This is a genomic window from Cyanobium sp. Candia 9D4 (genome assembly GCF_024346155.1).
In the GTDB taxonomy this organism is placed as follows: domain Bacteria; phylum Cyanobacteriota; class Cyanobacteriia; order PCC-6307; family Cyanobiaceae; genus Cyanobium; species Cyanobium minutissimum.
The window spans coordinates 26,994-50,787 of sequence record NZ_JAGQCK010000014.1 but is presented as its reverse complement, the minus strand read 5'-3'; the positions used below and the strand labels follow the sequence as shown (position 1 = coordinate 50,787).

The 23,794-nt window shown below is 71.1% G+C and carries 28 protein-coding genes and 1 pseudogene; 8 read left to right on the top strand and 21 right to left on the bottom strand.

Annotation, left to right across the window (positions count from 1 at the left end; all coding sequences use genetic code 11):
- The first annotated feature begins 162 nt into the window (after positions 1 to 162).
- Genes KBZ08_RS15855 through KBZ08_RS15845 form a run of 3 tightly spaced genes read left to right on the top strand, consistent with a single transcriptional unit; the run spans position 163 to position 1,776 of the window.
- Positions 163 to 1,068 carry a YihY/virulence factor BrkB family protein gene (locus KBZ08_RS15855; RefSeq protein ID WP_106222944.1) on the top strand — a complete coding sequence of 302 codons (906 nt, stop codon included), beginning with the start codon at positions 163 to 165 and terminating at the stop codon, positions 1,066 to 1,068.
- A gap of 49 nt (positions 1,069 to 1,117) precedes the next feature.
- Positions 1,118 to 1,354: a glypican gene (locus tag KBZ08_RS15850; protein WP_106222945.1), complete on the top strand. Its 237-nt coding sequence runs from the start codon at positions 1,118 to 1,120 to the stop codon at positions 1,352 to 1,354.
- Positions 1,354 to 1,776, top strand: a complete 423-nt coding sequence (locus KBZ08_RS15845) for a hypothetical protein (RefSeq protein WP_254974171.1) — start codon at positions 1,354 to 1,356, stop codon at positions 1,774 to 1,776. Before KBZ08_RS15850 ends, KBZ08_RS15845 begins: the two co-directional genes overlap by 1 nt.
- A 3-nt stretch (positions 1,777 to 1,779) precedes the next feature.
- On the opposite strand, the gene KBZ08_RS15840 is transcribed toward KBZ08_RS15845, so the two are convergent.
- The 5 genes from KBZ08_RS15840 to KBZ08_RS15820 all read right to left on the bottom strand — a co-directional run bounded on the left by KBZ08_RS15840 (position 1,780) and on the right by KBZ08_RS15820 (position 4,306).
- On the bottom strand, positions 1,780 to 2,187 hold the full coding sequence (locus tag KBZ08_RS15840; protein WP_254974169.1) for a DUF2834 domain-containing protein: 408 nt from the start codon (positions 2,185 to 2,187) through the stop codon (positions 1,780 to 1,782).
- Positions 2,184 to 2,537, bottom strand: coding sequence for an exodeoxyribonuclease VII small subunit (gene xseB / locus KBZ08_RS15835; protein ID WP_106222948.1), 354 nt, complete (start codon positions 2,535 to 2,537; stop codon positions 2,184 to 2,186). The genes KBZ08_RS15840 and xseB overlap by 4 nt, the downstream gene beginning before the upstream one ends.
- Before the next feature lie 91 nt (positions 2,538 to 2,628).
- A complete protein-coding gene (xseA, locus tag KBZ08_RS15830; protein WP_254974167.1) occupies positions 2,629 to 3,819 on the bottom strand; it encodes an exodeoxyribonuclease VII large subunit in 1,191 nt (396 codons plus the stop codon).
- Between the two features lie 4 nt (positions 3,820 to 3,823).
- Positions 3,824 to 4,018, bottom strand: coding sequence for a hypothetical protein (locus tag KBZ08_RS15825; RefSeq protein ID WP_254974165.1), 195 nt, complete (start codon positions 4,016 to 4,018; stop codon positions 3,824 to 3,826).
- Between the two features lie 141 nt (positions 4,019 to 4,159).
- Complete coding sequence (locus KBZ08_RS15820) at positions 4,160 to 4,306, bottom strand: chlorophyll a/b-binding protein (protein ID WP_015109196.1); 147 nt, start codon at positions 4,304 to 4,306, stop codon at positions 4,160 to 4,162.
- Between the two features lie 111 nt (positions 4,307 to 4,417).
- On the opposite strand from KBZ08_RS15820, the gene KBZ08_RS15815 reads away from it, so the two are divergent.
- Positions 4,418 to 5,305, top strand: a complete 888-nt coding sequence (locus KBZ08_RS15815; protein ID WP_254974163.1) for an HAD family hydrolase — start codon at positions 4,418 to 4,420, stop codon at positions 5,303 to 5,305.
- An 11-nt stretch (positions 5,306 to 5,316) separates the two neighbouring features.
- Here KBZ08_RS15815 and hrpB read toward each other — a convergent pair whose 3' ends face one another.
- From hrpB to KBZ08_RS15800, 3 genes are all read right to left on the bottom strand, one after another.
- On the bottom strand, positions 5,317 to 7,914 hold the full coding sequence (gene hrpB / locus KBZ08_RS15810) for an ATP-dependent helicase HrpB (RefSeq protein ID WP_254974183.1): 2,598 nt from the start codon (positions 7,912 to 7,914) through the stop codon (positions 5,317 to 5,319).
- Positions 7,911 to 8,294, bottom strand: a complete 384-nt coding sequence (locus KBZ08_RS15805) for a hypothetical protein (protein ID WP_043326803.1) — start codon at positions 8,292 to 8,294, stop codon at positions 7,911 to 7,913. The genes hrpB and KBZ08_RS15805 overlap by 4 nt, the downstream gene beginning before the upstream one ends.
- A 64-nt stretch (positions 8,295 to 8,358) precedes the next feature.
- On the bottom strand, positions 8,359 to 8,649 hold the full coding sequence (locus tag KBZ08_RS15800; protein WP_106222952.1) for a DUF2973 domain-containing protein: 291 nt from the start codon (positions 8,647 to 8,649) through the stop codon (positions 8,359 to 8,361).
- A gap of 253 nt (positions 8,650 to 8,902) precedes the next feature.
- On the opposite strand from KBZ08_RS15800, the gene KBZ08_RS15795 reads away from it, so the two are divergent.
- Complete coding sequence (locus KBZ08_RS15795) at positions 8,903 to 10,060, top strand: trypsin-like peptidase domain-containing protein (protein WP_106222953.1); 1,158 nt, start codon at positions 8,903 to 8,905, stop codon at positions 10,058 to 10,060.
- Between the two features lie 46 nt (positions 10,061 to 10,106).
- Here the strand turns inward: KBZ08_RS15795 and KBZ08_RS15790 are convergent, their stop codons facing one another.
- The 5 genes from KBZ08_RS15790 to KBZ08_RS15770 all read right to left on the bottom strand — a co-directional run bounded on the left by KBZ08_RS15790 (position 10,107) and on the right by KBZ08_RS15770 (position 13,578).
- Positions 10,107 to 10,376, bottom strand: coding sequence for a hypothetical protein (locus KBZ08_RS15790; protein WP_106222954.1), 270 nt, complete (start codon positions 10,374 to 10,376; stop codon positions 10,107 to 10,109).
- 248 nt (positions 10,377 to 10,624) lie between these two features.
- Positions 10,625 to 10,789: a hypothetical protein gene (locus KBZ08_RS15785; protein ID WP_181280224.1), complete on the bottom strand. Its 165-nt coding sequence runs from the start codon at positions 10,787 to 10,789 to the stop codon at positions 10,625 to 10,627.
- A 125-nt stretch (positions 10,790 to 10,914) separates the two neighbouring features.
- The gene (locus KBZ08_RS15780) at positions 10,915 to 12,672 is read right to left on the bottom strand and encodes an ABC-F family ATP-binding cassette domain-containing protein (RefSeq protein ID WP_315861270.1); all 1,758 of its coding nucleotides are present in this window, start codon (positions 12,670 to 12,672) and stop codon (positions 10,915 to 10,917) included.
- A 241-nt stretch (positions 12,673 to 12,913) separates the two neighbouring features.
- Positions 12,914 to 13,180 carry a hypothetical protein gene (locus KBZ08_RS15775; protein ID WP_106222955.1) on the bottom strand — a complete coding sequence of 89 codons (267 nt, stop codon included), beginning with the start codon at positions 13,178 to 13,180 and terminating at the stop codon, positions 12,914 to 12,916.
- An 89-nt stretch (positions 13,181 to 13,269) separates the two neighbouring features.
- The gene (locus KBZ08_RS15770; protein WP_106222956.1) at positions 13,270 to 13,578 is read right to left on the bottom strand and encodes a hypothetical protein; all 309 of its coding nucleotides are present in this window, start codon (positions 13,576 to 13,578) and stop codon (positions 13,270 to 13,272) included.
- 223 nt (positions 13,579 to 13,801) lie between these two features.
- On the opposite strand from KBZ08_RS15770, the gene KBZ08_RS15765 reads away from it, so the two are divergent.
- Positions 13,802 to 14,134, top strand: a complete 333-nt coding sequence (locus tag KBZ08_RS15765) for a ribbon-helix-helix domain-containing protein (RefSeq protein WP_254974159.1) — start codon at positions 13,802 to 13,804, stop codon at positions 14,132 to 14,134.
- Here KBZ08_RS15765 and KBZ08_RS15760 read toward each other — a convergent pair.
- The 7 genes and pseudogenes from KBZ08_RS15760 to KBZ08_RS15730 all read right to left on the bottom strand — a co-directional run bounded on the left by KBZ08_RS15760 (position 14,123) and on the right by KBZ08_RS15730 (position 21,657).
- A complete protein-coding gene (locus KBZ08_RS15760) occupies positions 14,123 to 15,268 on the bottom strand; it encodes an anhydro-N-acetylmuramic acid kinase (protein WP_254974157.1) in 1,146 nt (381 codons plus the stop codon). The two genes, KBZ08_RS15765 and KBZ08_RS15760, sit on opposite strands and share 12 nt — an antisense overlap.
- A gap of 20 nt (positions 15,269 to 15,288) precedes the next feature.
- The gene (locus tag KBZ08_RS15755) at positions 15,289 to 15,993 is read right to left on the bottom strand and encodes a TrkA family potassium uptake protein (protein ID WP_254974155.1); all 705 of its coding nucleotides are present in this window, start codon (positions 15,991 to 15,993) and stop codon (positions 15,289 to 15,291) included.
- Between the two features lie 66 nt (positions 15,994 to 16,059).
- A complete protein-coding gene (locus tag KBZ08_RS15750; RefSeq protein ID WP_254974152.1) occupies positions 16,060 to 17,439 on the bottom strand; it encodes a potassium transporter TrkG in 1,380 nt (459 codons plus the stop codon).
- Positions 17,436 to 18,071, bottom strand: coding sequence for a peroxiredoxin (locus KBZ08_RS15745; RefSeq protein ID WP_254974179.1), 636 nt, complete (start codon positions 18,069 to 18,071; stop codon positions 17,436 to 17,438). Before KBZ08_RS15745 ends, KBZ08_RS15750 begins: the two co-directional genes overlap by 4 nt.
- An 81-nt stretch (positions 18,072 to 18,152) precedes the next feature.
- Positions 18,153 to 19,421: pseudogene (hflX, locus tag KBZ08_RS15740) on the bottom strand (GTPase HflX); the annotation flags it as partial.
- A gap of 347 nt (positions 19,422 to 19,768) precedes the next feature.
- The gene (locus KBZ08_RS15735) at positions 19,769 to 20,419 is read right to left on the bottom strand and encodes an HAD-IA family hydrolase (RefSeq protein ID WP_254974151.1); all 651 of its coding nucleotides are present in this window, start codon (positions 20,417 to 20,419) and stop codon (positions 19,769 to 19,771) included.
- On the bottom strand, positions 20,416 to 21,657 hold the full coding sequence (locus KBZ08_RS15730; protein WP_106222963.1) for an NAD(P)/FAD-dependent oxidoreductase: 1,242 nt from the start codon (positions 21,655 to 21,657) through the stop codon (positions 20,416 to 20,418). The genes KBZ08_RS15735 and KBZ08_RS15730 overlap by 4 nt, the downstream gene beginning before the upstream one ends.
- A gap of 51 nt (positions 21,658 to 21,708) precedes the next feature.
- Between KBZ08_RS15730 and KBZ08_RS15725 the strand changes: the two genes are divergently transcribed.
- Entirely contained in the window at positions 21,709 to 22,530 is an 822-nt protein-coding gene (locus KBZ08_RS15725; RefSeq protein WP_106222964.1) for a phosphoadenylyl-sulfate reductase, read from the top strand.
- A gap of 1 nt (position 22,531) precedes the next feature.
- Positions 22,532 to 23,293: a type III pantothenate kinase gene (locus tag KBZ08_RS15720; protein ID WP_254974149.1), complete on the top strand. Its 762-nt coding sequence runs from the start codon at positions 22,532 to 22,534 to the stop codon at positions 23,291 to 23,293.
- On the opposite strand, the gene bcp is transcribed toward KBZ08_RS15720, so the two are convergent.
- Positions 23,263 to 23,730, bottom strand: a complete 468-nt coding sequence (bcp, locus tag KBZ08_RS15715; protein WP_106222966.1) for a thioredoxin-dependent thiol peroxidase — start codon at positions 23,728 to 23,730, stop codon at positions 23,263 to 23,265. The genes KBZ08_RS15720 and bcp overlap by 31 nt on opposite strands.
- Positions 23,731 to 23,794 lie beyond the last annotated feature (64 nt).

Below are 23,794 nucleotides of genomic sequence, written 5' to 3'. Positions count from 1 at the left end.
TTCTGTTGGCCACCACATCGGACAGCGCAGCGGACAGCCCAGGGCAGCGGGCGGCTGAGGGGGCCGGCGGCAACGGCCAGGCCAGGCTCTTGAACAGGCACAGCGCTGGGCAGGCCAGGATGCGGGAATGCTGCAGCTCCCACCCTTGATGATCGGTCTGTTGTGAAATGGCGTCGTCGCCTCCGTCCGTTCTGGAAGGCCTATCTGTTGTGGCTGCGGGCGGACTGCGTTGATCTGAGCGCCGCTTTCGCGTACCACACACTGCAGTCGTTCTTCCCCGCCCTGCTGATTGCGCTGTCGGTGGCCTCGCGGCTTCTCGGCCGGGACGTGGAGCGTTTCGATCGGCTGATCGTGCTGGTCGGCCAGGTGCTGCCCGCGTCTGCCCTGCCGGGCTTCGAAGCCACCCTGCGGCGGTTCACCAACCAGGGATTCGGCGCCGGCATCCTCGGCCTGGTGCTTCTGGCCCTCAGCGCCAGCAACATCTATCTCACACTCCAGCGTGGGGCCGATCGGCTCTGGTGGAATCGGCCCTTCGGGTTCGACCACCTGCGCTGGCAGGAGCATGTGCGCCGGTTTTTGGCCCTGCGGTTGAAGGCCCTGGTGTTGCTGCTGTTCGTCGGCCTGCTCATCGTTGTCGACCAGCTCTTCAGCACGGTGCGCCTGTTCGGCTCCAGGGGCTTCCATGACCAGCTCCAGGCCTTCCTGCCCGGACCCCTGCTGCGGCTGAGCTCCCTGTCCTTCGGGCTGGATCTGCTCGTCTCCCTGCTGATCGGCTTCGGCGCCACCCTGCTGTTCCTCTGGATGCTGCCGTCGCGCCGGATCCCTTTCCGCCCGCTGATCCCCGGCGCCCTGCTGGTGAGCGGCAGCCTCACCCTTTCCAACCTGCTGCTGGGCAGGAGTCTGCTCGCCCTCGGGTTCCGCTTCCAGGCCTACGGGGTGGTGGGGGGCGTGCTGCTGCTGACGCTCTGGGTCTGGCTGGTGGGTGCTGTGCTGTACTTCGGCCAGTGCTTCAGTGTGGTGCTATCCGGCGGGGCGGCTGGGGGGCCATCGACACCTCTGCCCCGCTGAGGATCGGCCCGTTTCGGGTCAGGATGGAAGGGTCTGATTGGATGGACCCTTGGCCAAGCCTGCCCTCCGGATCCCCCCTCTGCCGGCCAGCCTGGCGCTGGTCTCGATGGCGGTGGGCGCGGTCGTGCTGATCGGTCTCACCACCCTGGCGTTGATTCCGCTGCTCGTGGGCCTGGGCCTGCTGGCGGCCTGGGTCGTGGCGGCCCTGCTGCTGGGCTGGGCTGGCCTCGAGGGCCTGGCGGCTCTGGAGCGCTGGATCGAGAACGATCCACGCTTCCAGCGCTGATGGAACGGCGCATCCCCTGGCTGTGGATCGGCGTGGCGGCGGCGCTGCTGTTGATCCCCACCTCCGCCGGCCGCCTGCTGCTTGACGTCATCGGCGGACTCACCCTCACCCTGCTGCTCCTGCCCCTGCTGGCGGGAGGAGTCGCCCTGATCGGCTGGCAGCTGCTTCGGCGCCGCCTGCGCACCTGTCCCAGCTGCGGCTTCGCCAGCCTCGGCACCGACGTCTGCCCGGCCTGCGGCAGTCCCTTCGCCGCTGGCGATACCCCTGCATCGGCGCCGGGGGAACCGTCCGGTTCCATCTTCTGGGGACCCCGCTCCCCTGCCGAGATCGATGCCCGCGACGTGACCATCAATGTCGACGCGGTCGATGTGGAGACCACGTCCAGCGGCGATACGGGTGGTCGCCAGGGTGATGGGTCCTGAGCCCTAATCAGCCGACTCCGGCACGGCCGGGCTGAGGCGAGCCAGCTCCAGCAGCCGACGTTCGCGCAGATGGAGGAACAGGGGCGCCCCGAACGCAAAGGCGATCGTCACGCAGCTCAGCAGGACCCAGCCCAGCCCCCGCATGCCGAGGCGGCGGCTCTCGCGCACCATCCAGATCGTGACGGCCGTTGCCCCGATCGCCAGATCGCTGGAGAGGGAGCGGGCGGCTGGATTGGCGTTGGCCTGGCGGATGAACAATCCCAGATCGAAGGCCGAGCCTGCGCTGCGGATGAACTCCAGATTGGCCAGCCAGGGGAGCACCCCACCGGCGACGGCCAGCAGCAGATAGATCCAGGCGATCCAGCTGAGGCCGCCGGGGCCGCTCCGGGTGGACGTGGCGTCGTCACTCATGGGGTGTATGGCGTGGGGGCCAGATCTGGCTGGCCGGGATCCCATTGCATCACCTGCTGCTCCACCCGGGCCAGCACCGCCTCGCAGCGTTCGGCATAGGCCAGGGCCCGGCGGTAGAGACCGGCCATCGCCTCCACATCCAGATCCTGGTCCTGCAGCTGGGCCAGGCAGAGCTCGAGAGCCGTCTGGGCTTCCCGGAAGCTCAGCCCCTGGGCCACGTCGCTCCCATCGTCTTCCTCGTCCGCCCCGTGTCCTTGGGTTCCACCGGTCCGAGCGCCATCGGCGTCCAGGCCGGAGAGCTGGACCTTGGCCTTGGCGGAAGCGCCGGCTCGGGGGGAGGGTTTGGCCATGGGAGTGGGCAAGGACGGAAACGGTGGGAGCCAGCCGGAACGACGGGCCGATGGAAGAAAAGGACGCTGGGGCGCTGTCCCGGGCCCTGTCTCAGGGACCTGGCCCGTCCGGCTCGATGGCCTGCACCTGCAGGTTCACCCGACCATCCGCCAGCTCGGCGGTGATACCTGCCCCTGGCCGCACCTGGCTCACCGAGCGCAGCAGGCGACCATCGCCATCCCGAAGCAGGCTGAAGCCCCTGGCCAGGAGATGCCGCGGCGAGAGCGCCTGCAGCAGCTGCCGTCGCTGGTCCAGCCACTGGCGCCGCTGGTTCAGCAGACGGATGGGGTGCAGCAGGTGCAGCTGCTCCTGCCGTGCGCTCAGCCGTTGACGGGCCGAGGCGACGCGGAGTGCCAGGGTCCGTTGCAAGTGGCCGCGTTCCTGCTCCAGGGCCCGGATCACCTGGCTGCGATCCGGCAGCAGGGCCACCAGGGTGGCCGTGGGCGTGGCCGCCCGGTAGTCGGCCACCAGATCGGCAATGGTCACGTCATCTTCATGGCCGATGCCGCAGATGACGGGCCAGCGACAGGCCGCCAGGCAGCGGGCCAGGGACTCCCCGTCGAAGACGGCCAGATCCTCCCGGCTGCCTCCGCCGCGGGCCAGCACCAGGGCCTCGATGCCGAGGTGGTCGGCCTGGGCGCCCAGGCTGTCGATGGCGGCCACGATCTGGGCTTCCACGTTCCCCTGCACGGGGATCGGCACCACCAGCAGGTCGGTGGCGGGCCAGCGCTCCCGGGCGGTGCGCAGCATGTCAGCCAGGGCGGCGCTGGGCACGCTGGTGAGCAGGGCGATGCGCCGGGGCCAGCGGGGCAGCGGTCGCTTCCGCTCAGGGTCGAGGAGCCCCTCCGGCTCCAGCCGGCTGCGCACCTGCTCGAACTGGCGCAGGACGGTGGTCAGGCTGGGGCGCACATCCAGCACCTGCACCGTGAGGCTGGCCCGAGCGGCCCAGAAGTTGAGCTTGCCGACCACCACCACCCCATCCCCCTCCTGGGGCACGAAGCTGAGCTTCTGCAGCTGGGACGACCAGATCACCCCCTGGATGCTGGCCTGGCCGTCGACGAGGGTCAGCCAGAGATGGCCCTTCTTCTGCTGGGGGCGCCCCACGGTGGCCTCCAGCAGGAAGCGGGGGGCGAAGCCCCGCTCCAGCAGGGCACCGATGGCCTGGTTGAGCTCGGCGACCGTGTAGCGGGGGATGCCGTCGTGCTGGCGGGGGGACGCACTGCTGCCAGGGACCGTGAGCATGGATTCAGTGCTTGAGCTGGCGGTAGCAGAGCCACCAGTAGAGGCTGAGCAGGCCAGCCACCAGGGTCACGGCCCGGCCCATGGGATGGTCGACGCGCACCAGCCCGGCGCCGGCGATCACCAGGGCGCTGCTGAGCAGCCTGGCGCCGTCGCGACGGTTTCCCACATAGAAGCGGGGAGCGGTGGCGGAAGGGGCCATCGGAGGGCGCTGCCTGGCGAAGAGTCCAACCTAGGACCGCCCGGCGCAGCCTCCTGGCCCACGAAAAAGCCGCCGGTGGGCCGGCGGCCTGCCCCTTGGACGGGTCCCAGGGGCGATGGTGCTGGGGGAGACAGCCGGGCCTCAGCCGAGGCCGACCTGGGCCAGAATGCCCTGGCCGGTGAGAATTTCGGTCGCCAGCCCGATCACGAAGCCCATCATGGCCAGGCGGCCGTTCCAGGTTTCGGCGAAGTTGACGAAGCCGAAGCGGGGCTGGGAAGCGTCAGACATGGAAGGATCCCTCGGTGGAGCCCTGACTGTAACGAAACATGGAGCGGACTTGACAGTGGCAGGGGCTACAACGGCGGGTGTGGGTTGCACGGTTGACAGTCGGGCCTGGCCATGGCAATGAGGCCTCTGCCGGGGCAGGCCTCGGGCGCGGATGCCGGCCCCGGCACCGTCTGGGGGCCCGGGCTGGAGGAGCGCCGGCGGGCGCCCCGGACCCGCCTCCAGGGCCATCTCGCCGCCCCCCTGCCCAGGCAGAGCGAACTCGTGCTGGTCACCGACCTCGATGGCACCCTGCTGGAGGGGACCGTCCCCACCCGCCGCCGGCTCTACCGATGGCTGGCCTCCCAGCGCCACCGGGTGTTGCAGGTGTTCAGCACCGGCCGGGACCTGCGCTCCGTCGCCCGGCTGCTGGCTTCGGAGGCCGCCCTGGGACTCCATCCACCCCACGTGGTGATCGGCGATGTGGGCTGCACCGTGGCCTGTGGTGCCAGCCTCACCCCCCTGCCGCTGGCCCTGGAGCCGATCGAGGCCCTCTGGCGGGGCCGGGCGGAGAAGGTGCTGCCCCTGCTGGCGCTGCTGCCGGGGCTGTCACCCGAGCCCCTCAGCACCGACCGGCGCCTGGCCTACGGCATCGACCCCCTGCGGCTGGACACCAGTCGGCTGGCGGCCATCGAGGCCCACGGGGTGGATTGCCTGGTGTCCGGCGACAAGTACCTCGACGTGCTGCCGGCCGGCGTCAACAAGGGCAGCACCCTGCTGGGCCTGCTGGAGTGGCTGGAGCTGGAGCCCGCCCGGGTGGTCACCGCCGGGGATTCCCTCAATGATCTGGCCATGTTCGAGACCGGCCTGCAGAGCGTCATGGTGGGCAATGCCGAGCCCGGGCTGGTGCGGGCCCTGCCGGGGCTGGCCCGCACCTACCGCGCCCGCGCCTATGGCTGCCTGGGCATCCTGGAAGGACTGCGCCACTTCGGCTTCGGCCATCTGCTTGACGGTCTGCCCTAGGGAGGGCCCCCTCAGCGACGCTCCCCGCGCGCTTCCCGCGCCAGGCCCGCCTTGGTGCGGGCGCTGGCAACGCCCTGGCGGGGATCCTCGGGCCAGGGGTGGCGGGGGTAGCGGCCGCGCAGCTCGCGGCGCACCTCGGCGTAGCCCTGGCTCCAGAAGCCGGCCAGGTCGCTGGTGACCGCCGCCGGGCGTCCCGCCGGTGACAGCAGCTCCACCCGCACCGCCAGCCGGCCGTCCAGCACCGTCGGCCCTTCAACACAGCCGAACATCTCCTGCAGCTTCACGGCCAGCACCGGCGTGCCGCTGCCGTAGTCCAGCGGCACCCGGCGGCCGGAGGGCACTGGCTGGCTGAGGGGCAGCAGCCGATCCAGCTCACGGCGCAGGGACCAGTCCAGCTCCCCCCAGAGGATTTCCGAGAGGTCGAGCTGCTGCAGATCCTGGAGACTGCGCAGGCCGCCGAGGTGGGGCCCCAGCCAGGCCCCCGGGTCCTGCCCGAGCCGTTCCGGCGATCGGTCGGGCCAGGGCGCCCCCAGGTGCCGGTGGGCCAGCATCAGGCGCTGCTGCAGCTGGCGGCTGGTGCGGCACCAGGGGAGCACCTCCAGTCCGAGTCGTTCGAGACCCTCCAGCAGGGCCCGCTCCACCACCTCGCCGCTGGCATCCGGCCAGGGGCGGCGCTCCAGCACCAGCGCCCCGCTGCGCCGCAGCCGCTCGCAGCGCACCCGCTGGTCGGTGCCATCCCAGCGGGCTTCGGTCACCTCCTCGATCTCCTCCGCCACCAGCTCCTCCAGGCCGCTGCGGGAGAGGGCCACGGCCAGCCGCACCCGGGCCTCCTGCCCCTGGCCGTCGACGCTGGCGATCGCCAGGGCTTCGGCGGCGGCCAGGGGATCCCCCGGGGGGAGCACGGCGCCGCGACCGCTGCGCATCAGGAAGCGCCCATCGCCCCGGCCCCGGCCCAGGGCCAGCCGTTCCGGGTAGGCCCAGGCCAGCAGCTGGGCGGCACGAACGTCGTCAGACCCGTCCGGGGGATCGTCGCGGCCGCCGCTGCAGGAGCCATCGCGGGATGTGCCGCCGTCGACCACCGCCGGCTTCGACGCGGCCGACCCCTGGCGGAGCTGGCGCAGCAGCTGGGCCTGGAGGCTGCTCCAGGGGCCCCGGCCCGCCGACGGCCCGCTCCCCTCCGGCCCGGGGCGGCGCAGCAGCCAGTCGAGGCGCCGCATCAGATCGCTGCCGGCCTCGCGGCGATCGAGGGGATCGCGCTCGCTGAGCAGCACGGCCACCGCCGTGGCGAGCGACTCCCAGCCCCTGTCGGCGGCCCGCAGCAGCATGTGGGCCAGACGCGGATGCAGGCCGAGACGGGCCATGGCCCGCCCGTGCGGGCTGATGCGCCCCTGGCCATCGACGGCCCCGAGCTGCCGCAGCAGGCCCTGGGCCTCTTCGAGGGGCCGGCGGGGGGGCGCGGTGAGCCAGGGCAGGCCGTCGTCCTCCGCGGCACCCCATTCCGCCAGCTGCAGGGCGATCGGCAGGGGATCCACCTCGAGCAGCTCCGGTGGATCGAAGGTGGGCCGTCGCTGCTGCTCCGCCGGCGACCAGAGCCGTACACATCGCCCGGGCCCCAGCCGGCCGGCCCGACCCCGTCGTTGCTCGGCACTGGCCTGGCTCGCGGGCTGGGTGACCAGCCCATCCATACCCGTGGCCGGGTCGAAGCGGCTGCGTCGGCTCAGACCGCCGTCGATGACCAGGGTCACCGCCGCGATCGTGAGCGAGCTTTCCGCCACCGACGTGGCCAGCACCACCTTCCCCATCCCCCCCCGGGGGGCCGCGATCGCCTGGCCCTGGGCCGCCAGCGGCAGCTGGCCGTGCAGGAGGGCCACCTCCAGCCCCTCGCCCCAGGGGGTGGTCTCGATGGCCCGCCGTGCCGTCTCCAGCTCCCCCAGGCCGGGCAGGAACACCAGCGCGGTGCCCCTTGGCTCGGGTTCGACCAGCCAGTGGCCTTCCAGCGCCCGCAGCACCTGGCGCTCCAGCCGCTCGTCCGGCCGCTGCGGCTGGTAGGCCACCGCCACCGGATGGCTGCGGCCTTCGCAGCTGATCACGCTGGCCCCATCCAGCTGGGCGGCCAGGGGCGCCAGATCGAGGGTGGCGGACATCACCAGCAGCCTCAGCTCGGGACGCAGCAGGCTGCGGGCCTGACGCACCAGGGCCAGGGCCAGATCCGCCTCGGCCTGGCGCTCATGGAATTCGTCGAAGATGACGCAGGCCACCCCGTCGAGGGCGGGATCGGCCTGGAGCCGGCGCAGAAACAGCCCCGCAGTGACCACCTCCAGCCGGGTGGCCGCCGAGGTACGCGACTCCAGTCGCACGCTGTAGCCCACACGCCCGCCGACGCTTTCACCGAGGCTGGCGGCGAGGCGCTGGGCGGCATTCCGGGCCGCCAGCCGCCGCGGCTCCAGCAGCAGCAGGCGGCCCTCCGGGCCGAGGCTCTCCAGCAGGGCGAGGGGAACCCGGGTGGTCTTGCCGGCGCCGGGTTCGGCCTGGAGCAGGAGGGTGGCCCCGGGCCCGAGGGCCGCGGTGATGGCCGCGAGGCGACCGTCGATGGGCAGGGGCGGGTTCAGCGCACGTGGCGGATGCCATCCACCGGGTGGTAGGCCTCTCCGGTGGTTTCTTCGTAGACGATCGCCGGCAGGCCCGTCTCGAACATGGTCTGGAGGGCCTCCTTCAGGTACGGGTTCCAGCCGCCCGTGGTGACCTTGCCGTGGCGCACCGTCCAGTCCCAGGTGCCCTGGAGATCACGGGGAATGCGACCCTCCCGGTCGCGCCGGGCCACCAGGTCCTGGGATTCGACGATGCCGACCAGGATCGGATCCTTTCCGTAGGACGGCGTCAGGCTGAGCTCGAGCCGGATGGGGTCGTCCTTCACCATCTTGAGTCGAAACCGTGGCGGCAGCTTCAGTGCCCCGAGCACAGCCGCCACGATTCGCGTTCTCTGATCCACCATCGATCTCCGCCGGTTGGCGCATTCACCTCAGGGAGCCTATTCAGCGGCCGGCCGGCTGCGCTCAGTTCGGATCGGTGGGGAAAGCGGGCTGCTCGTTGTCGCCGCTGAAACGCACCGTCAGCAGGTCCTCCTGGGTGAGCTGGCCGTCCGCGTCCAGGAGTTCCGGGTGGATGGTGAGGCGACCGGTGCGATCACCGACCGGGCCACCGCGCTCCGTGGAGGCGGCTCCCGCATCGCCGGGACGGGGAATGGCGCGGAACCCCTGCCCCATGACCCGGAACGCCTGCCACAGCAGCACGAGGAAACAGGCCCCGTAGACGATCGGGAAGATCTGCGAGAGGAGGGAGGTCATGGCGCGATGGGAACCCCGCAGTCCGCGGACTTCCCCCCCATCATCACCCGTCTGACGGAGCGGTGGTGGTGGCCAGCATCCAGGCCCAGAGGGAGGTGCAGGCGGCTCCGAAGGCGAGAAAGGCCAGCAGCAGGCGGCTTGTGTCCATGACCCGATAAAAAACTTTACAAATCATAGCCGGTCAGGCCGGTTTGCCTCCCCTTTCTCGTTCCCGGGGACTTGCCTACGGTTTTTCCATCTGAGCTTCTTCACGATGCGTTCCTCCCGCGTTCTTGCCGCGGCCGCCGCCGGGCTGGCCACGGTCACGGCGGCGGCCACCGCCACGGTCACGGCCACCACGGCCCTCGTCAGCCCGACCCTCACCTCCCCCGGACTGGCCCAGCCCGCCGCGGCCGTGCTCGGGCGGCAATCCTTCGTGGCGGCGGCGATCCGTCGGGCGGGCCCGGCGGTGGTCACCATCGACACCGAACGCACCGTGCAGTCGGCCGCCACCGGCGGCCTGCCCCGGGGCCTGCTGAACGACCCCCTGTTCCGTCAGTTCTTCGGCATTCCCCAGCAGGGGGCCCCCTCCCGGCGCACCGAACGGGGTCAGGGCAGCGGGGTGATCCTGCAGTCCGACGGGCTGGTGCTCACCAACGCCCACGTGGTGGACCAGATCGACCGGGTGACCGTGGGTCTCGAGAACGGCCGGCGCTACGAGGGGCGGGTCGTGGGTCTCGACAAGCTCACCGACCTGGCGGTGGTGCGGCTGGTGGGGGCGGGCCCCTGGCCGGTGGCCCCCCTGGGCAACTCCGATGCCCTTCAGGTGGGCGACTGGGCGATCGCGGTGGGGAACCCCTTCGGCCTCGACAACACCGTCACCCTGGGGATCATCAGCAGCCTCAACCGCAACGCCAGCAAGCTCGGCATCACCGACAAGCGGCTGGATCTGATCCAGACCGACGCTGCCATCAACCCGGGCAACTCCGGTGGGCCGCTGCTGAACGCCGACGGCGAGGTGGTGGGCATCAACACCCTGGTGCGCTCGGGGCCGGGGGCCGGCCTGGGCTTCGCCATTCCGATCAACCGTGCCCGCGGCATCGTCAATCAACTGGTGGCCACCGGCCGGGCCACCCACCCCATGATCGGCGTGGGGCTCGATGAGGTGCGGGCGGGAAGCGGCTCCGGCGTTTCCCAGGGAGCGGTGGTGGTTTCCGTTCAGCCCAATGGACCGGCGGATCGGGGCGGTCTGAGGACCGGTGATGTGATCGTCGCGGCCCAGGGAGCCGCGGTGAGGGACCCGTCCCAGGTGATCAATGCCGTCGAGCGGGCCGGGGTGGGGGGAACGCTCAATCTGACGGTGAACCGTCAGGGGGCGACGGTCAACCTGCGGCTCATCCCTGGCGACATGGCCCTGCTGCGTCAGGGATGAGGAGGAGGCCCGGGCTCGCCCTCAACAGGAGACCCGAGCTCGGCTCTCAAAGGACATCCATGCCCCCCTTGCTGCTGTCGGGACGGAGCGCGTCAAGCAGGCCGGCGTCCATGGTGAGCTCGGCGCCGAATCGGGCGGGAGACCCCAGCTGCTGGCGCATGACCCACTGGGTGGCCGCCTTCTGGCTCTGCCAGGCCTGCAGCAGCTGTTTGGCCAGACCCCGCAGAACCTGGGGGTCGCCCGTGGCGTCGATGGCCCGGGTCATGCGCTCCAGCTCGAATTTCTGACCGAGGCTGAGGGCGAGGGGTTCGGACATGGTGGGCTGTGCGATGGGGCGTTTCTGACCGGCCCAAAGCTACGAACTGTTTCAAGATGCCACGTAGCGGCTGTTACAGGGCCTGCGCCATGGTCAGGAAATCCGCTCAACCCCTGCTTCTGGCCCGGTCCCTCTGGCGCAGGGCCGGGAAGGGCGCTACGGAGGACGCCCATCCTGGCCCCGACCTGTGGCGGCCCTGCCCTGAGAAGCCCTGCTCTCGGAGGCCCTGCCCCGGAGGCCCAGTTGCGTCAGTGGCGCTCGCGCAGCTCTTCCACGCAGCGGGTGACGCATTCACCGTCCTCCAGGGAGCAGGTGGTGATGCACTCGAAGTACACCTCCATGGCATCGCTGGTGCCGGAGGTCTCTTCGCGCTCCGCAGTCCAACCGTCGGTGACGACGTTCTGGATGGTCATCGCTGCTCCTGGATGGGTGACCCTGTCAGCCTATGCACACAGAAACGCCCACACCAGAGAAATGAGTCTTCCTGCCTAGGCAACCATGAAGTTGTATTTTGCGCCGCGCCGATGACGGCACCGCGTCAGCGGCCGGTCTTCCCTGCCGCTTTCCCCCCTGACGCTCCGCCGGCCTTGCCGGCGGCCTTGGCCTTCTGCCTCTGCCGCTGTTCCTCCCGTCTGGCGGCGAGGCGGCGCTCCTCCTCCAGCCGCTCGTTCTCCAGCGCCTCTTCCCGTTTCTTCTCCTGGTAGTAGGCGTAGTCACCGCGGTAGAGCACCAGTTCGCCGTCGCGCACCTCGACGATCCGGTTGGCCACCCGGCCGATGAAGAAGCGGTCGTGGGAGACCAGCAGAGCCGCGCCCTCGTAGGCCATCAACGCCTCTTCGAGCATCTGCTTGGCGGGAATGTCGAGGTGGTTGGTGGGCTCATCGAGCACCAGCAGGTTGCAGGGGGTGAGCAGCATCAGGGCCAGGGCCAGTCGCGCCTTCTCCCCGCCGCTCAGCTTCTCCACCGGCTTGAACACCGTGTCGTTGCTGAAGCCGAAGCTGCCCAGCAGGGAGCGCACCTGGGTCTGGGTCCAGTCGGGCACGGCCTCGAAGAGGGTGTCGATCACCGTCTTGGCCAGGTCCAGGGCTTCCGCCTGGTTCTGCTCGAAGTAACCGGCCACCACGTGGTGTTCCCCCAGGCCGGCCTGGCCCTCGAGGGGCATCTCGTAGCCCATCACCAGCCGCAGCAGGGTGGACTTGCCGGCGCCGTTCGGGCCGACGAAGGCGATCCGGTCGCCCCGCTCCACCTCCAGGTTCGCCCCCAGGAAGAGGATCTGGTTGTCGTAGCCGTGGGTGAGGTTCTCGATCGAGGCCACCACCCGGCCGGAGCGCGGGGCGGGGGGGAAGGCGAAACGCGGCCCGCCCACCGATTCCAGCGGCGCCTCGATCCGCTCCACCTTCTCCAGCAGCTTCTCGCGGCTCTTGGCCTGGGTGCTGCGGGTGGCGCTGGCCCGGAAGCGGTCGATGTAGGCCTGCTGGCTGCTCAGTTCCTTCTGCTGGCGCTCGTAGGCCGCCTGGCCGGCCTCCCGCTCCAGGGCCTTCTGCTCGAGGTGCTGGCTGTAGTTGCCCAGGTAGGTGCGGGAGACGCCCCGCTCCGTCTCGACGATCTGGTTGCAGACCCGGTCGAGGAAGGCCCGGTCGTGGCTGATCACCACCAGGGGAACCGTCTGATCCACCAGGTAGGTCTCCAGCCACTGGATCGTTTCGACGTCGAGGTGGTTGGTCGGTTCGTCGAGAAGCAGCAGATCCGGCTCCTGCAGCAGGATCTTGCCCAGGGCGATGCGCATCTGCCAGCCCCCCGAGTAGTCGCCCACCGCCCGCTCGGCCGACTCCGGCGTGAAGCCGATGCTGGGCAGCAGCTTGTCGATGCGGGCATCGAGTTCGTAGCCGTGCAGCGCCTCGAAGCGGCTCTGCAGCTGGCCGAGCTCGTCGATCAGGCGATCGAGCAGGTCCGGATCGGCGGCGGCCTCCTCGCTGGCCATCGCGTCCTCCACCTGGCGCTGGCGGTTGAGCACCTGGGCCGCCTCCCCGAAGGCCTGGAACAGTTCCTGGCGGACGCTGCGGGCGGGGTCGACGTCGAACTCCTGCTGCAGATAGGCGATGCGGGGATCCCCCTGGCGGACCACCTGGCCGCTGGTCGGCTCCTCCAGCCCGGCGATGATGCGCATCTGGGTGGATTTGCCGGCCCCGTTGACCCCCACCAGGCCGATCCGGTCCCCGGCCTTCACCTCCCAGGTGATGTCCTTGAGCACCTCACCGGTGGGATAGATCTTGCCGATGCGTTCGAGGCGCAGCACGGAGCGGAAGGCGGTCGCGGTGAGCGCATCATCCCCTGTCGGGGCGTCCTGCAGACTGTCCAACGGGTCCGGTCGCGTCGTCAGGATGATCAAGCGCCTTGAGCAGATCGCCGCCCTGGTGGTGGCGGCGGGCCTGGCGCTGACGAGCTACTGGCTGTTCTTCAGCTGGGCCCAGGGCGGTGGATCCCAGCGTCGGGAACAACCCCGCCGCCCCCCGCAGGAGGGCCTCCGCTCCCCGGCCTCAGAGTCCGCCCCGGGCCTTGATCAGCCACTGCTTGGTGGCGCCGTCATCGAGGCCGGCCAGATGGGCCTTCACCTCCTCCGGGCTGACCGGCAGGCCCTCCTGCTCGCCGAGGGCGACGATCCTGCGCAGGGCGCCGCTGGGGTCCTGAAGGGCCTGGCGGAACAGTGACTGGGTGAGCTCCACGTCGTTGCTGATGCGTCCGTAGAGCTCCGCTGCGTTGCCAGTGGTGTTGCCAGTGGCGTGGTCGGTGGCGTTGCTGGTCATCCTGGCCGGGATTCTTCCCTGACCTTATGGGCACGGGGCCGTGGGCGCAGCCCCTCGCGGGGGGTTCGTGAGGGACGGTGCGCGGCGGATCAGGCGGCGCGCGGACTGGTGTCCTCCTCGGCTCCGCTGGCGGAGGCGTCCTCCATGCTGCGGGCATCGAGGCAGAGCACCTTGCGCAGCTGGGCGTAGTTGGCGGCCAGGGACTGGCGCCCCTCCTGCTGGGCACCGAACTCGGCCCGCTGCAGCACATGGTGCAGGTGGGTGAGCAGGTAGGTGCTGATCACGGCCGACACCAGCACATCGCTGCGTTCCGCCGTGCTGCGCCGCCGGCTCTGGCGGGTCTTGGGCTGCAGGGGTGTCTCGGAACCGGTCGGACGGGACTGGGTGGAGCGGGCCATGGCGGAAGCGGCCGGTGGGCCGTCGGAGGGGACGGGGTGGGGGCGGGAGCGTGGAACTGGTGGGCCTGGGTCTGGGTGAGGGGCCTGGCTGAAGGGGATCCCGTGGGGGCGGGACGGTCCACAACCCTACTTTTGGATACTACCCATGACAGTCACTGTACACTTTTTCCTATCCCGCCGGATCCCAGCGGCACCCTCTCTTCGGCCCCCACCCAGAGGCACCGTGCCCACCCGTCAGACCTCCTCCAGCGGCAAGCCCAAGTCGCCGCGGATCCAGGTCGTCCTGCCGGAGGAGCTCTGCGCCCGGCTGGCCGCCCTGGCGGAGAGCGAGTCGCGCACGGTCAGCAACATGGCCAAGGTGCTGATCCAGCAGGGGGTGGAACGGCTGGAGCGGCAGCGGACTCCCGAACCGGCCGCGGCCCCCTATCCGCTCGGGCCCGCCGTCGCCGCCGATCGCTTCCGCCGCGAACTCGAGCAACAGGAGCAGGCCGGCACCCGGCGGCTGCGGGGGGCACCGCGCCGACTGCGCCTGCGCCAGCCCCCCTCATCCCCCTGACGGGGGCGGCAGGGCCATCACCCCCAGCACGGCGGGCCGCCGGGCCCCGGTGACCGAGGGCAGGGAACCCGGATGGCCGCGGTGCCGCCACCAGGCCAGCAGGGCGAAGGCCAGGGCCTCCCGCTGGTCGTCGGCGATGCCCTGGGTGGCCAGGGGCAGCACCGCGGTGCCATGGCAACGCTGGCGCAGCTGCTCCATCAGGAAGCCGTTGCGGGTGCCTCCGCCGGCCACCAGCAGTTCCAGGGGCCGGGGTCGGGGGGGGCGGGCCAGATCCTGGGCCACCACCGCCGCACTGAAGGCCGTCAGGGTGGCCAGGGCATCGGCCGGATCCACCCCGTCGCCGAGCTCGGCCAGGCGCCGCTCCAGGTCGGCGGCCCCGAACAGCTCCCGGCCGGTGGACTTGGGCGGCGCGGCCTGAACGTAGGGCTCCCTGAGCCACTGCTGCAGCCGCCACTCGTCGATGCGGCCCCGCCGCGCCCAGGCCCCATTGGCATCGAAGCCCAGGCGACCGCCGCTGAAGCGGGCCACCGCCAGATCCAGGAGCGTGTTGGCCGGGCCGCAGTCCCAGCCCAGCACCGGCGCCTGCCGATCAGGACCGGTGGTGGGAGGCAGCAGGGTGAGGTTGGCGATGCCCCCCAGGTTGAGCAGGGCCCGCCAGCCGCCGATCCTGCCCAGCAGGGCGGCGTCGGTGGCCGGCACCAGGGGGGCGCCATGGCCGCCCAGAGCCAGATCGATGCTGCGGAAGTCGAACACCACCGGCGTCCCCAGCAGCTCCGCCAGCAGCGGCCCCTGCAGCAGCTGCCAGCTGGCCCCGCGGCGCTCCGTTTCCGGCGGGCGGTGCCAGAGGGTCTGGCCGTGGCAACCCACCAGCTCGGCCCGGCCCTCCGGATCGCAGGCGCGGGCGGCCAGGGCCTGGTGCTCGGTGAGCTCCTCGGCCAGGTCCAGCAGGGCGGCGGCGTTCTGGGGAACCCCCTGACCCATGGCCACGAGCCGCTGGCGCAGTCCGGCTGGGTAGGGGGTGTGGGCACTGGCGAGGATGCGCCAGCGCGGCCGGGCCGGGCGACCCTTCAGGCTCACCAGCACCGCATCGATGCCGTCGGCGCTGGTGCCGCTCATCAGCCCCAGCACCCGCATGGCTGTCCTTCGCAAGGCAATCAGTGGGAAGGCAGGGCCTCGAGGGCCTCGCTGCTGCCCATCACCACCAGCAGCTCAGAGGCGTTGAGCACATGGGAGGCGGGCGGGTTGACCGTGAGCTGGTTGGCGGGGCCCGCCGCCAGCACGCTGACGTTGTAGTTCTTGCGCAGGTTCAGATCCCGCAGCGACTGGCCGACGAAGGAGCCGGGCACCTTGATCTCCTCGATGCTGTTGCGGTCGTCGAGCCGCAGCCGCTCCAGCAGGTTGGGCCGGACCAGCTCCATGCCCAGGCGGCTCCCCTGCATCTTCGAGGGGAAGACCACCTTGTCGGCGCCGACGCGGCGCAGCATCTTCTCGTGCAGATCGCTTGTGGCCCGGGCGATCACCTGCCGGACACGGCTGCCTTCGCCGTCCTTGACGATCAGGGTGGCCGTGATGCTGGCGCCGATCGGTTCGCTGATCGCCACCACCACCGTGCCCACGTCGAGGGCTCCGGCGGCCCTCAGGGCCTCCTCATCGGTGCAGTCCACCACGCGGGCCTCCATGGCCGGATCCATCTGGCGGAGCTCATCGATGGCCCGCTGGCTGTTGTCGATCGCCAGCACCTCGGCCCCGTGGCGCAGGAGCTCCTTGCACACGGCACTGCCGAAACGGCCGACGCCGATCACGGCGTAGCTGTTGGAGGTGTCGGTCTCGCTCCCCTGCCACTGCCACCACTGATTCATGAGGACGACGGTTTCATGGGGATGAGGTTGTCAGGGGCATGGGCCGCGGATCGATGGAGCCCGGGCTCAGATGTAGAGCTCCTCGCGGGGGAAACCCACCCGATTCTGGGGCCGGCTGCCGTAGACGGCGGAGAGCATCAGGAGAATACCGATCCGGCCCACGAACATGCCCACCATCAGCACCAGCTGACCCCAGCGGTTGAGCTGGCTGGTCACGCCGACATCGAGGCCCACGGTGCCGAAGGCGGAGACGCAGGTGAACAGCTTCTCCAGGAAGGTGAAGGCCTCGCTCCCGGGGGTGCCGGCAGTGGTGTTGCCGAGCCCCAGCAACAGGGCCATCAGCAGGATGAACAGGCCTGAGCCCAGGGTGACGCCCACCGCCTTGAGGATCACCTTGAGGGGGATCTCCCTGTTGCGGACCACCACCACGTCGTGGCCGCGAAGGGTGGAGCGGGTGGCGGCGATCAGGGCCGCGAAGGTGGTGGTCTTGATGCCGCCGCCGGTGCCGCCGGGGCTGGCGCCGATGAACATCAGCATAATCATCAGCAGCAGTCCCGAATCGGAGATCGTCTCCAGGGACAGCGGCACGGTGTTGAAGCCGGCGGTGCGGGTGGTGATCGACTGGAAGATCGTCACCTGGAGCTTGTCCCAGAGACCCAGCTGCTCCACCATTCCCTCGGTGGCGAAGTGCTCGGTGAACAGCAGGCCCACCGCCCCCAGCACGATCAGCACGATCGTGGTGCGGATGACGAGGCGGGTGTGGAGGCTGAGACGGCGGAGGCGGGCCAGCCGGAAGCGGTTCACCCAGATGTCGTTGGTGACCCGCCAGCCGATGCCGCCCATCACGATCAGCAGGCCGATCACTCCATTGACGATCGGCTGGCTGCGGTAACCGACCAGGTTGTCGCGCCACAGGCCAAAGCCGGCGTTGTTGTAGGCGCTGATGCAGTGGAACAGGGAGGCCCAGAGTCGCTGGCCCTTGTCAGGAATATCGGTGAAGCCGAAGTTGTACAGCGTCAGTGTGCCGATGCCGATGACGATCCCGGCAATCAGGAGAATCTGGTTGAGGGTGGGGCCGATGCCGCCCACACCGAAATCGTCCAGGGCACGGCCTTTGTCGAGACGCTGGCGCAGGCCGGAACGCCCCTGGACGAAGCCCTGGAGAAAGGTGGTGATCGCCATCAGACCCAGACCCCCGGTGAGGATCAGCCCGGCCAGAGCCACCTGGCCGGCAAAGGTGAGTTCGGCCCCCACGTCGATGATCGACAGGCCGGTGACGGTGATCGCCGAGGTGACGGTGAAGAGGGCCTCCCAGAGGCCCACCTCATCGCTGGAGCAGAGCGGACTGGCCAGCAGCAGAGTGCCGAAGGTGATCACCAGCACGCCGGTCACCACCGTGAACTGCGGCACCGTCAGCCTGTGCCGCCAACCCTGCCGTCGAATCATTTGTTCGGCTGGGGGGTCATCCGCAGATAGGGACGGATCTCGGTGACGCCCTTGGGAAACTTCGCCCGGGCCTCGTAGGTGGGGATCGAGGGCACCACGACGCAGTCGTCACCCTCTTTCCAGTTCACCGGTGTCGCCACCTGGTGGTGGTCGGTGAGCTGCAGGGAATCGATCACCCGCAGGATCTCATCGAAGTTGCGGCCCGTGCTGGCGGGGTAGGTGATCTGCAGACGCAGCTTCTTGCTGGGGTCGATGATGAACACCGAGCGCACCGTGAGGTTGCTGAGGGAGTTGGGGTGAATCATGCCGTAGAGGCTGCTCACCTTCTTGTCGCTGTCGGCGAGAATCGGATAATCGACCGTGGTGTTCTGGGTTTCGTTGATGTCGCCGATCCAGCCCTTGTGGCTCTCGGCGGAATCGACGCTCAGGGCGATCGTCTTGACATTCCGCTTCTCCCATTCGGCCCGCAGCCGCGAGACCTCACCCAGTTCGGTGGTGCAGACGGGGGTGTAGTCGGCGGGATGGGAGAAGAGCACCACCCAGCTGTCGCCGGCGAAGTCGTAGAGGTTGATCGGGCCGAGCTGGGACTCCTGAGTGAAATCGGGAACGGTGTCGCCCAGTTGCAGGGTCATGGGAGAGAAATTGGCGCCGGCCGATGCTGGCACAGCAGCGGGGCCGTCGGTCGTGGCCGCGGCGGTCCAGGACTGGAGCTCCTGGCGCAGGTGCTGCAGCCCCAGGTCGGCCGTGGCCGACACGAACAGCATGCCCGGCTCCAGGGCCCTGGCCCGCTCCAGCTCGCCGCTGGCGCAGCGGTCGATCTGGTTGCCGATCACCCGTCGGGGCATGGTGGCCTTCAGGGAATCGAGGATGGTGCGGACGGTGGCGAGCTGCTCGGGCCAGGCCGGATCCGCCAGGTCCACCACGATCAGCAGACCATCGGCGTCGAGGGCCTCCTCGAAGGTGGAGCGGAACGCCTCCATCAGCTGGGGCGGCAGCTCCCGGATGAAGCCCACCGTGTCGGTGACCAGCAGCGGCGGGCCGCCCCCGGCCGCCCCCCGTCCGATCCGGCGGGTGGTGGGATCGAGGGTGGCGAAGAGCTTGTCCTCGGCCAGCACCGCCTGGTCTCCGCTGGCGCCGGTGAGGGCGTTGAGCAGGGAGCTCTTGCCCGCATTGGTGTAACCCACCAGGGCCACCCTGGGCAGATCGCGCCGGCCCTGGCGCAGCCGGGCCCGGTGGTCCCCCAGCCGCCGCACCTCCCGCTGCAGCCGTTCGATGCGGCGGGCGATGGCACGCCGGTCCTTCTCCAGCTGGGTCTCGCCCGGGCCCCGGGTGCCGATGCCGCCCCCCTGCCGCGACAGGCTCAGGCCCCGGCCGGTGAGCCGCGGCAGGCGGTAGCGCAGCTGGGCCAGCTCCACCTGCAGCCGTCCGGCGCCGCTGGCGGCCCGCTGGGCAAAGATGTCGAGAATCAGCTCACTGCGGTCGCTCACCGGCAGGTCGAGCAGGCTCTCCATGTCCCGGGCCTGGGCCGGCGTCAGTTCCCGGTCGGCCACCACCAGGCTGGCGCCGACGCGGCGGGCCTCCAGGGCCGCCTCCCGCAGCTTGCCCTCCCCCCAGGGGTTCCGGGTGACCGGCCCCTGGCGGCGCTGCTCCACCCGCCCCACCGGCACGGCACCGGCGCTGCGCACCAGCCCCTCCAGTTCGGCGATGCGCCGGTCGCTCAGGGCCCGGTCGCCGCTGGTCTGCACCAGCAGCAGCACCCGTTCGGGGCCCTCCGGGGCCGGAGCGGGTGCTGCCGCGGCCGGCGCCTCCTCGCCGACGAGGGTGGCGGGATCGTGGCCGCACAGGTCGGCCAGGTCCCCCTCCAGAACGCCCTGCCAGGCGCGGTCGCCGCTGGCGGCCGGGATGTGGATGGCCGCCGGCCAGCGCCCGCCGGCCTCCGGTTGCGGGCCGAAGCGCAGCCACAGCTCCGGGGCCAGGTCCATCCCCACCACCGCCTCCTGGGCGGTGGGCTGCAGCTGGGCCTGGCGGCCGGCGCCGGCGCAGGTGAGCAGGCGCAGGTTGTGGCCCTGGCGCCGGGAGGGGCCGGGCAGCTTCTCCAGCAGGCGAGCGGCGTGCTCCAGCTCCCCCACCCACAGCAGCCTGCAGAGGCCGCGCCCGTCCACCACCAGGGTGAGGGGCAGCTCCAGGCCCCGGCCCTCGGCCGCCAGGCGCTGCAGGGTGAGCAGGTCGGCCACCGCATCGGCGGGGTGGCGGCGGTGACAGATCTGCTCCAGACGCCGGCGCTCGGCGGGCCGCAGACCCGCCGTCCTGCCGGCCAGCACCCCTTGCCTCAAGGACGCCGCACCAGCAGACAGCGCACCCCGGCGGCCCGGGCCCCGGCCCCATCCTCCGGGCTGTCGCCCACGTGCCAGACCTGGGACGCCTCCAGGGCGAGGGACTCCAGGGCGATCCGGAAGGGCCGGGGTGACGGCTTGGCGGCCCCGGCGCTGCTGGAGACCACCACCGTGTCGAACAGATCGGCCAGTCCCAGGCCCTCCAGCAGCGGCTGCAGGCGACGGTCGAAGTTGCTGACCACGGCCAGGCGCAGCCCCGCCCCGTGCCAGCGGCGCAGCACCGCCGGCACATCGGGGTAGACGCGCCACAGGGAGGGGTCGGCGAAGCGATCGAACAGGGCGAGGTGCAAGGCCGTCGGGGCGGCGGTGCCCAGCACCGCATCGATGCGCTCGCCCCACCAGCGGCGTTCGGCCTCCAGCAGGCGATCGCCCTCCAGGCCGGGGAAGGCCAGGGGCGGGGCCAACCGCAGCACGCCCGGAAAGGCCCGGTCGATGGCCGCCGGGGCGGCGTCGATGCCGTGCTCGGCGGCCACGGCGGCATAGGTGGCCCCGACCGAGGTCCGCAGGCCGATCAGGGTGCCCATGGCATCGAGCAGCAGGCCGCGGGGCCGGGGCCAGGGTGGCGCCGGGGCGGAGGCCGTTGTCATGGTTTCCAGTCGGCCAGCCAGCCGGCGGCCACCCGCCACTGATGGGACCGGCCCGGCAGGCGGGTGAGGTAGGCGAGGCGACGCAGCTGGTAGGCGGCCGGCCCGGCCAGGGTGACGCCCGCGGCGGTGAGGCTGGCTTCGCCGACCCCGAGGCTCATCATCTCGCCCAGATCGTTCCACTGGAAGGGTTCCAGGGGTTCGCCCGCCAGGGAGCGGATCAGGTTGGCGGCCAGCACCGGGGCCTGCTGGAAGGCCACCTGGGCTGTGGCGGGAGGGGCGGGACCGGGGCCCTCGCCGGCCGTGTCCTGCGGGTCCACCGGGGCGGCCAGATCGCCGGCCACGAAGAGATCGGCGTGATCCCGCAGGCGCAGATCGGGTCCGCAGAGCAGGCGGCCACGGCTGTCGCAGGCGGGAGCGGGGTCGATCCGGGGGGGGCGGAAGCTCAGTCCGGCGGTCCAGACGACCGCCCGGACGGCCAGGGTCTCGGCGTGGGCAGGGCTGTCCCCGTCCGGATGGCAGCGCAGCGTGATCGCCCCGGCCTCCACCGCCTCCACCTGGGTGCGGGCGCGCAGCCGCACATCCCGGCGCTGCAGGGCCAGGGCGGCCTGCTCCCGGTTGAAGGCCCTGGCCTGGGGCAGCAGCTGGGGGCCCTGCTCGATCAGTTCGATCACGGCGCTGCCCTGGACCATGTCGGCGAGCTTGCAGGCCAGCTCCACCCCGGTGGGCCCGGCGCCCACCACGGCGATGCGCTGCAGGGGTCTGGGCTGTTGTCTGAGGTCGGCCACGAGGCGCTGGAGCCGCTCCACATCGGCCAGGCTGCGGAAGCCCAGGCTGTGGCGATCGGCCCCCGGCACCGCGAAGGTGTTGCTCTCGGCGCCCGTGGCAAGCACGAGGCGGCCGTAGGCAATGGTGCGGCCGCCAGCGGTGTGGAGCCGATGGCCGCCTGTGTCGATCCGCTCCACCCGGTCCTGGAGCCAGGCCAGGCCACGGCCGGCCAACAGGCCGTCGTAGCGGGGGGCGATCTCCCAGCCGCGCAGTTCGCCACTGAGGAGCTCGTAGAGGAGGGGCAGGAACAGGAAGCGGTCGTTCGGCTCGATGAGCAGGACGGGGGGGTGGTGCTTCCGCTGGGCCAGGGCCAGGGCGGTGTACAGGCCGCCGAAGCCCCCCCCGACGATGACAACGTTGTTCTGCACGTTGTTCGGGACCGGGTTGTGGGCCGGATTCGGGTGCCCTTGCATGGCGTCACCCTAACCACATCGACCGGACCGCCGAAGGGCGATGATGTCTCCATGGTGTCCTTCCCTCTCACGGCGTCCACCAGCCCCGCGGGGGGTGCGGCAGACCGGACTGCGGCTCTCCAGGCACTGCCCCGCGATCGCCATGGCGCCGCCATCGATCTCGACGCCGCCCGGGCCGGCCTGGAGCCCCTCGATGCGATCGGGCGGATGCGCTGGGCCCAGGAGGCGTTCGCCGGCCACTTCGCCGTCACCACCAGCTTCGGCATCCAGTCGGCGGTGATGCTGCACATGGTCAGCGCCCTCGACGGCTCCGGGGCCTGGCCGGCGATCCCGGTGCTCTGGGTCGACACCGGCTACCTCCCACCCGAGACCTACCGCTACGCCGACGAACTCTGCGATCGCCTCAAGCTGGATCTGCATGTGCTGCAGGCCGACCTGAGCCCGGCCCGGATGGAGGCCCTGCACGGCCGGCTCTGGGAGACGGGGACGCCGGAAGACATGCGCGCCTACAACCGCATCCGCAAGGTCGAACCCCTCGACCGGGGCCTGGAGCAGCTGCAGGTGCACTGCTGGGCCAGCGGGGTGCGGGCGGGCCAGACCGACCACCGCGGCGCCATGCACTGCCTGGATCCGGTCCGCCAGCGCTGGTCGCTGCGGCCCCTGCTCGCCTGGAGCCGCCGCGATGTCTTCTATTACATGCAGGAGCACGAGCTGCCCCAGCATCCGCTGTTCGAGAAGGGCTATTCCACCGTGGGCGACTGGCACACCAGCGCCCCCGACGACGGCACCACGAACGGCCGGGCCACCCGCTTCGGCGGCCTGCAGCAGGAGTGCGGCATCCACCTCCCCGGCCTGATGGGCGAGGGCATCTGAGGTGGCGGGGCGTCAGCCCCGCTGGCTGCTGATCGGCAACAGCCGCTGGCACTGGGCTGTGGCCGACGGGGACAGCGACGGCGGGTCTTCCGGGGCGGGCCTCCGGTTCGTCCACCTGCCGTCGCCGGCCTCGGCGGTGGAGCCGCCCCTGGCCTGGGCGGCGGTGGGCCCGGTGCCCTCGGAGGCCGCCCTGAGCGACGCATCGCGTCTGAAGCTTGAGGATGTGCCCCTGGCCGGATCCCCCCCCTGGCTCGGCGTCGACCGGGCCCTGGCGGGCTGGTGGGCGCACCGGCTGGTGGGCGGCCCGGTGCTGGTGGCCGATGCCGGCACGGTGCTGAGCCTCACCCGGGTGGACGGGCAGGGCCGCTTCGCCGGTGGCCGGTTGATGGCGGGGGCCGCCCTGCAGCTGACGGCCATGGGGTCGGGTACCGCGGCGCTGCCCAGCCTCGAAGGGGTCTTGGAGGCCAGCGGGGACGACTGGCCGCTGGCCACGGCGGCGGCCATGCGTCGGGGGGTGCTGGAGGGTCTGGCCGCGGCGGTGCGGGAGGCGGGCCGTCAGGCCCGGATGGGGGCGCCCGACTGCCCGATCGTGCTCACTGGCGGTGACGGGCCGACCCTGCTGCCGCTGCTGCGCCGCTGGCCGGAGCTGGGGGGGGACGCACTGAGGCACCACCCCGAGCTCTGTCTGGAGGCCCTGGTGGCCCTGTGTCCGGCTGGGCCAGAGGGCGCGCCTCAGGCCAGGCCCAGATCCGAGAGGATCTGATCAGCCATCTCCTCGGCCTTCACCTTGAGATAGATGCGCTCCAGCTTGCCGTCGGCGTCGACGACGAAGGTGTGCCGCATCATTCCCATGTACTCCTTGCCCATGAACTTCTTCAGTCCATAGCTTCCGTAGGCCTCGGCCACGGGACAGGGCTCGGCGTCGGTCAGCAGGGTGAAGGGCAGGTCGTACTTGGCGACGAACTTGCCGTGGCTGGCCGCCCCGTCCTTGCTGATCCCCAGCACCCGAATGCCGTGGGTTTCGAAGGCGCTCCAGCGGTCCCGGAAGTTGCAGGCCTCCTTGGTGCAGCCTGGGGTGTCGTCCTTCGGATAGAAGTAGATCACCACCCGCTGGCCCCGCAGCGCAGCGAGGGACACGGCTTCACCGCTCTGGTCGGGGAGGGTGAAGTCGGGGGCTGGATCTCCCACCTGCAGGGCCATGGGTCGAACCTTGGGTCGAATGACAACCATTTCACCCTAGGGGCAAGCTCCTGGATGGGGCCTC

Coding starts and splice junctions, on each gene's coding strand:
- KBZ08_RS15845 (WP_254974171.1), top strand. CDS start 1,354: ATGGAACGGCGCATCCCCTGGCTGTGGATCGGCGTGGCGGCGGCGCTG.
- KBZ08_RS15840 (WP_254974169.1), bottom strand. CDS start 2,187: ATGAGTGACGACGCCACGTCCACCCGGAGCGGCCCCGGCGGCCTCAGC.
- xseB (WP_106222948.1), bottom strand. CDS start 2,537: ATGGCCAAACCCTCCCCCCGAGCCGGCGCTTCCGCCAAGGCCAAGGTC.
- xseA (WP_254974167.1), bottom strand. CDS start 3,819: ATGCTCACGGTCCCTGGCAGCAGTGCGTCCCCCCGCCAGCACGACGGC.
- KBZ08_RS15825 (WP_254974165.1), bottom strand. CDS start 4,018: ATGGCCCCTTCCGCCACCGCTCCCCGCTTCTATGTGGGAAACCGTCGC.
- KBZ08_RS15820 (WP_015109196.1), bottom strand. CDS start 4,306: ATGTCTGACGCTTCCCAGCCCCGCTTCGGCTTCGTCAACTTCGCCGAA.
- KBZ08_RS15815 (WP_254974163.1), top strand. CDS start 4,418: ATGGCAATGAGGCCTCTGCCGGGGCAGGCCTCGGGCGCGGATGCCGGC.
- KBZ08_RS15800 (WP_106222952.1), bottom strand. CDS start 8,649: ATGACCTCCCTCCTCTCGCAGATCTTCCCGATCGTCTACGGGGCCTGT.
- KBZ08_RS15795 (WP_106222953.1), top strand. CDS start 8,903: ATGCGTTCCTCCCGCGTTCTTGCCGCGGCCGCCGCCGGGCTGGCCACG.
- KBZ08_RS15790 (WP_106222954.1), bottom strand. CDS start 10,376: ATGTCCGAACCCCTCGCCCTCAGCCTCGGTCAGAAATTCGAGCTGGAG.
- KBZ08_RS15785 (WP_181280224.1), bottom strand. CDS start 10,789: ATGACCATCCAGAACGTCGTCACCGACGGTTGGACTGCGGAGCGCGAA.
- KBZ08_RS15775 (WP_106222955.1), bottom strand. CDS start 13,180: ATGACCAGCAACGCCACCGACCACGCCACTGGCAACACCACTGGCAAC.
- KBZ08_RS15770 (WP_106222956.1), bottom strand. CDS start 13,578: ATGGCCCGCTCCACCCAGTCCCGTCCGACCGGTTCCGAGACACCCCTG.
- KBZ08_RS15760 (WP_254974157.1), bottom strand. CDS start 15,268: ATGCGGGTGCTGGGGCTGATGAGCGGCACCAGCGCCGACGGCATCGAT.
- KBZ08_RS15755 (WP_254974155.1), bottom strand. CDS start 15,993: ATGAATCAGTGGTGGCAGTGGCAGGGGAGCGAGACCGACACCTCCAAC.
- KBZ08_RS15750 (WP_254974152.1), bottom strand. CDS start 17,439: ATGATTCGACGGCAGGGTTGGCGGCACAGGCTGACGGTGCCGCAGTTC.
- KBZ08_RS15745 (WP_254974179.1), bottom strand. CDS start 18,071: ATGACCCTGCAACTGGGCGACACCGTTCCCGATTTCACTCAGGAGTCC.
- KBZ08_RS15735 (WP_254974151.1), bottom strand. CDS start 20,419: ATGACAACGGCCTCCGCCCCGGCGCCACCCTGGCCCCGGCCCCGCGGC.
- KBZ08_RS15730 (WP_106222963.1), bottom strand. CDS start 21,657: ATGCAAGGGCACCCGAATCCGGCCCACAACCCGGTCCCGAACAACGTG.
- KBZ08_RS15725 (WP_106222964.1), top strand. CDS start 21,709: ATGGTGTCCTTCCCTCTCACGGCGTCCACCAGCCCCGCGGGGGGTGCG.
- bcp (WP_106222966.1), bottom strand. CDS start 23,730: ATGGCCCTGCAGGTGGGAGATCCAGCCCCCGACTTCACCCTCCCCGAC.